The following is a 5953-nucleotide window of genomic DNA, read 5'->3' as shown; positions in this document are numbered from 1 at the left end:
CAGGGACTACCCGGCCCATTTTTCCCGTGTTGCTTTTGCCGGGCTTTTCTGCTCACCCTTCGCAGTACCAGCCCCCTTTACAGCGTTTTTCCGGCCCGCCTTTCCGGAGCTCCCGCCGTCACACTTTCCAGTGCTTTTCCTCCCCGTATTCTTCGCTCCTTTCCCGGAAGCCTTAGCCCCGCTTTTCCCGCCGTTTTTCCGGGGCTCCGCTTTTCCGGCATGAGGTTCAGGCCAGAACTCCGGATCGTTAAGATACCGGGTCAGCACCGCCAGAGATCTGTTTACCACGGACTTCACCATTTCGTTATCCCGGGTGGTGATGTGTTTTCCGGTCAGCGCCTTCATCACCCAGATCAGACTCGCGGTCTTGGCCATCATGGTGCTGGTAAATATCATCGCCGCATAGGGCAGGTTATGGTGCGCATTCTGGTCGATGTTGGAGCGGTAGCGGGGATTGATTCTCTGAAGGCTCAGAGGGAAGCCGCAAAGACCGAGCTTTTGGAGGGCTTCGAAGCTTAGCACCGGAACCGCATCGGCGGCACGGGAGTTATTTCCGGCCCTGGGGGCAGTCAGACTCTCCGCCAGATACCGGACGCCGCAGTTTCCGTCATTGATAATCTTGTCGAAGAGATGAATGATGAGCTGGTAGCAGCGGGCTTCCGCAGAGGTGGCATTTTCAATAAAGCTGTCCGAGAGAGCATGCTCCCGGCTTATTTCCAGCCCCGGCTCAGAGCTGACTCTGGCGGTAAACCTTACCGCGCGATTCTTGATCAGATTCTGCCGGGCCTTTTCTGTTAAAGATGCAAAGATGAGATTCGTGATTCCGGAACGGGGCACGCCGTGGAGGGCCATGTATTCCTGCATGACGCTGGAGCTGGCGGTCAGACTCTGACCGTTCATCAGCATCCGGAGATTGATAATGGTCTGTTCCCGGTACATGGGGAAGGTGATGCGGAAAGCCGGCATCATCTCGGCGATAACGGCGGTCGGGTCATCGGTGAAGAGCCGAAGGAGCCGAGGATCATCCAGAAAGAACCAGAGAGGGAAGGGCAACAGCAGGAAGGCATTTCGGGCGGCGGGGATCTTGCTCAGGATCAGGTTTATCAGAACTCCCTCCAGTCCCGGCTCATGGACGATTTCGGAAATCAGGAGCTGATTGTAGGCCATTATCCAGTCGGATCTCAGACTGTAGCTGTTCAGAAGGCTTATCCCCGCCTTGTCAGGATGTTTACCGTGATGAATACCGGGATGCGTACCTGAATGTTTACCGGAAATACCGGCAGGATCCCCGGAACTGTCATCGGGAACGACGCCGGGCAGATCGTGCATCATAAGATAAAACAGGAATTTATCCTTGAGGCGTTTCTTTTCCGAAGGGGAGACATCGGTGTTCTCCCGCTTTATGAACTCGTTGCACTCCTCGGTGTTCTCCAGAAAAAAGCTCTTAAGCTGAATGAATTTCAGATCCCGGACGAAGGGGACATACCAGGAGTCCATGATTTCCAGCTCCCGGAGACTGGCTCTCCTCCCGGGATCCGGATCCAGCAGGCTGTCCAGATAGCGGTTCATGATCTTCATGTAGGCCTTGGGCTCCCGGCCCCAGTGATCAATGAAGGTCGAGGGGTGCATCTTTTCCAGAAACTTCCGGAAGCGGTTCCGGTAATCATGGATGCTGAACCTCCGGCTGTTCACCCTTCGGAGCCAGGGGAATTCTTTTACGGCGAGGGGAACATTCGTCTGCGGGAATTTCCGGCATAGCTCCTGCCATTCCCGCGCGGGATGTTCCCGGAGGAGTTCCGGTGTTGTCTCGCAGTTCAGGTTTACGGGAACGGCGGGAACAGAGGTGCTCTTTCCGAAAATGGCGCTTACGATACCGCTCCGAATCGGTTCTGGTTCCGGAAGAGGACTCTCCCTCACGATATCCATTATGGCGCCGCAGTTTTGGATGCTGTCCGAAAGCAGGCTGTCCGTGCTCTTATATTTCTGAAAAAAGCTCTCCGGGAGAAATCTGTTATCTTTGCAGATCTGCATTTTCTGGTATCTCTGATTAAAAAATCACACGGTAACTAAAATCCGCACTATAAAAAAATCACCTGAAAACGCTATGCCATTGTGTGACATGAGTTAGCCTTCAGGTGATGGTCAATGCTTCTAACAAAACATGACTTGGATCATATTCTACTTATTTTTGTGATCGTGTGCAAAGTTTTTGGTGAGATTTCGGCAAGGTTTTGGTGATTTTTGTTTTTTACGCCAGCTTCAGGGGAGCTTGACAGGCATCCTGGGGATTTGAGGGGGCGTAAGAGGCGGCATAAGAGGGGCGGCTTCAGAGTATAGCAGGTGAGATTTTTCCGGCTGTGAAATAAGCCGTAGTGAGCGGCTTCAGGACTTTACGGGAGCGGGGTTGCGGCATCGGAAGCAGGATTGTTCCGGAGCGGGATCCGAGCCGGGACGGGAGAGATTACGTTCCGCATAATAACGGCCAATGAAAGAAGGAAGGTCGCCGGAAAACCCGCCCCGGGAATCCCGGTTTCGGGCAAATTTGCCGAAACCGGGCTCCGGAGCAGGGCGGCTTAAGAATTACTGATCCCGGCGGCGCTTATTCCCGGCGGCACTTATCACCGCGGTTTTTTCTGAGCACGTAGGGCCCTTCGCTGAAGTGAGACACGTCGCCGCCCGCAGACATAGAGGCATCGGTAACCTTAATGTTCAGGCTGTCCTTCCCTGCCGGGGTGATAATCACCTCCTGAAGCTCTTCAATGCCGTCAAGATTGGTGTTCTCAGGCGCCACGGTAACCCAGTCCGGGACGGTCCGGCAGTAGATGCTCTTTTCCCGGAGCTCGCACTGGCGATCCAGCATAACCTCGGCGCCGCGGTACATGGTGAAGCAGCCCCGGACATGATAGCCCTGATCGTTTTTCATCAGAGTGACCTCGGCCCGGGGAAGCTCAATGGTGTCCCCGCCGTTCCGGAGATCAAAGTACACATCGGCTCCCAGGAATTTTTTGCCGATCTTGATGACGTAGGTGCCATCCTTAACTGCGCCATCCTGAGCTCCCGCTGCGGCGGCTTTGTCTGCTCCCGCTGCCAGAGCCGGAGCGGACAGGGCCAGAGACAGCGCCAGAAGCGCCGTTCCCCATGACCTGAAGCCTGATGCTTGCCCGGAAAGTTTTCCGGAAGATGTTTCTGCTGCTTTTTCTGCATTAAATGACATGGCTGATTCCTTTTATTTGCGATATCCGAAGAATCCTCCGGAAGCCCGCCGGGAGCTCTGGAGGATCGGATGAATTTTCGGGTAATATACCGAGATCCGCCCCTGCTGGCAATGGGGGCGTGATTAAGGATCTGCTTTCACAGGCGGGGTGTGTTGTCAGGAATGAGCTTCTTTTTGGAAGGCTGCTTCTATTTTCTCCCTTTTTCTTTCTTCCTCCTCTTCTTCCTTCTCTTCCGGAAGGCTCCTCACTTGCCCCCGATCTCATCTCCATTTTTTCGCCGCCTTTCTTCCCCCTTTTTTTGCCGTTAGCCGTCTTCCTCCGGTTTCCCGGAATTTCTGCCATTTCCCGCCTTCCCGGAAATGACTCCTTCCCTAGGGATCCTGCCGCTCCCAAGCCCGGAGCTTTTTTCATACCCCGGCAGGATTTTGAGAAGTGGTCAGCCTTTCCGTAAAGAGGCTCACGGCAAACAATGGCAAACCAAAGCGGCTTCATTATAATTTCTCAAAGTCTCCCCTTTATTGCCTGAAACCGGCGCTTCTCCCGGTTTTTTCTCAAGTTTTCTCAGTTTTGCGTTCCGGTTTGGAGGCTCCGGATTTTGCGAGGCCCCAGATGAATCACTGTTCAGCCCCGGCGGCAAGCATCCCTGGCTGCCGTAATAGGAGATCCGCCGCCCCGCGGGGTTTGGCCGCCTGCTCTGTCTTGGCCGCTCTTGCCCTCGCTGTTTCCGGTCTTTCCGGCTGCGATTTTGATGACAAGAGGGAATATGCCCATTACACTAATAAGGAAGTGCCTGACGTTATCACAGTTCCCTCCTTTACGGTACTGAAACAGGGTGATATCGAAAAGGGGGACAACGAGTTTATTATCATGCCGGGATCGGAGGTGGCGGAGGTCACGGGTACGGATCCGGAATCCGGAGAGCTTACCGAGCTTCCTGACGGTTCCTTCCGTTATGTCTGGACGGGAACCTGGACAGGGGATACCCGGGAGTATGAAGCCCCAATACATTTCAGCGATGCCGCGGGACAAAGCCGGGTTTTTAAGCTCAGCCTTTATCAGGATCCCCTGCATTACCGGAGCTGGCATTACCGGAATACCGGCACCTTTCCGGAGGATCAGCATGCTCCGGGACTTCCGGGGTTTGACCTCGGCCTCTGGCGGGCGGCAGATCTCCGGGATCGTAAGGGAGATCCTCTCACCGGAAAGGGCGTGAGAACCGTGGTTTTTGACACGGCGGCAGATGCCGTTCACGAGGATCTCCGGGACGGCCTCGTAAGTTTTTCCGATGTTTCTCCCGTCATGGCTCCGGTGTTTTCCTATAGGAATCCCGACGGGGCCTACCTGGACAGCAATGAGGAGATGTTCCAGCATGGCACCGCTGTGGCCGGCATTGTGGGAGCCCGGGCCGGGAACGGCCGAGGCAGCCGGGGCATCGCCCCGGATGCCGAGATGGTGTCCGTGTTTTTCCCGGAGCTCAGCTACTACCAGTCTTTGAAGCACGGCCTCAGCTTCACTGCCTTCAGCGAGGTTAATATCCTGGAGGAGCTCCTTCGGCACCGGGACAGCTTCCGGGTCATTAATGAGAGCTGGAGCATGACCGGGGCCACCCGGGTTACCGCCGCCGGACTCATGGCGCTGGAGGCTCTGGCGGAGGCCGGGGTGTCTGTTTCATCCTCTCCCGGGAATTCCTACAATCAGAATACCTATACCGTGGAGGTCAAGGAGCTTACCGGAAACGGCCCCATAACCCTTGCGGGCCCCTGCCGTTCCTTCGGGGTTAACTGCGGCTTCAATCCCGGCGGCCATAACGGAGTTTCCCCCCATGTGATCCGTTCGGGAGCCGTCACCGCTTCCGGAACAATCTCTTCATATAGTCCCCTGTCCTTCGGGATCTGGATCTCCGCTCCCGGGGGCGAGTACGGCTATCAGGATCGGGAAAGAGCGGTGGTGACCTCCGACGTTTCCGGAGCGGGAGCGGGGTTTGCGAACCGGGTATCCCGGAAGGAGCGGACTGATTACACCCTGTTTAACCGGACGCTTTCCCCGGACAACATTAACGGGAACAGCACGGACATCATGAACGGCACCTCCGCGGCGGCAGCCATGACCAGCGGCCTTCTGACCCTGATGTATCAGGCGTACCCGGATCTCAATGTCTGGCAGGCCCGCTATCTTCTGGCCGAAACCGCCCGAAATGACGAAGATTTTCCGGAAATGGCCGAGGGGCCGCAGGAGACGGGGACTCTGGGCATTAATCTTCGCCGCCATTATGAAAGAGGCCCCATGCTGGTATGGCAGCCCGGCTGGATCGCCAATGATGCGGGCTACCGCTACCACGGAAGATACGGCTTCGGGATTCCCGATGCGGAGGCTCTCCTTAAAAGGACGCTTTCCTGCGATACGGATCCCGAGTGCCAGATACGGGCTCAGCCTCCCGAGTCCGGTGAGACCGGACAGGTTTCCTGCCGGGCCGGAGAGCCTCTTTTTATGGGAGCCTTCGGAAACACCTATGAATGCGAGCTCACCGCTCTCCGGGACGAATCCGGATCCCCCATCAAAGGAGAAATCAGTCTCGAAACCGCCGGCTTCAGCATTGACGCCCTGAAATTTGCCGTTTCCCCGCCCCCGGATGCCGAGGCGGAGCTTCCGGATGCGGGGGAGATCTCCCGGGAGCTCCGGGATCGGGCGGTTATTGATCCCAAGCTCTTCTGCCGGGATGCCACCATGTACTTTGCGGA

4 protein-coding genes are annotated in these 5953 nt (G+C 56.2%); 1 reads left to right on the top strand and 3 read right to left on the bottom strand.

The genetic code is table 11. From position 1 onward, the window contains the following. Positions 1–6: 6 nt before the first annotated feature. The 3 genes from ACJROR_RS00475 to ACJROR_RS00465 form a co-directional block, all read right to left on the bottom strand. Positions 7–2031: a hypothetical protein gene (locus ACJROR_RS00475; RefSeq protein ID WP_406545382.1), complete on the bottom strand. Its 2025-nt coding sequence runs from the start codon at positions 2029–2031 to the stop codon at positions 7–9. Positions 2032–2599: 568 nt separating this feature from the next. After that, positions 2600–3214: a hypothetical protein gene (locus ACJROR_RS00470; protein WP_406545381.1), complete on the bottom strand. Its 615-nt coding sequence runs from the start codon at positions 3212–3214 to the stop codon at positions 2600–2602. After that, positions 3204–3557 (bottom strand): hypothetical protein, encoded by a 354-nt coding sequence (locus tag ACJROR_RS00465; RefSeq protein WP_406545380.1) that lies wholly within the window; start codon positions 3555–3557, stop codon positions 3204–3206. The genes ACJROR_RS00470 and ACJROR_RS00465 overlap by 11 nt, the downstream gene beginning before the upstream one ends. A 357-nt stretch (positions 3558–3914) precedes the next feature. Between ACJROR_RS00465 and ACJROR_RS00460 the strand changes: the two genes are divergently transcribed. After that, on the top strand, positions 3915–5953 hold a 2039-nt coding region (locus tag ACJROR_RS00460), incomplete at its 3' end, for a S8 family serine peptidase (protein ID WP_406545379.1).

It is taken from the genome of Succinimonas sp. (assembly GCF_045225735.1).
GTDB lineage: Bacteria > Pseudomonadota > Gammaproteobacteria > Enterobacterales > Succinivibrionaceae > Succinimonas.
Note: the sequence above shows the minus strand (reverse complement) of the source record. Positions and strands in the feature narration are given on the sequence as shown.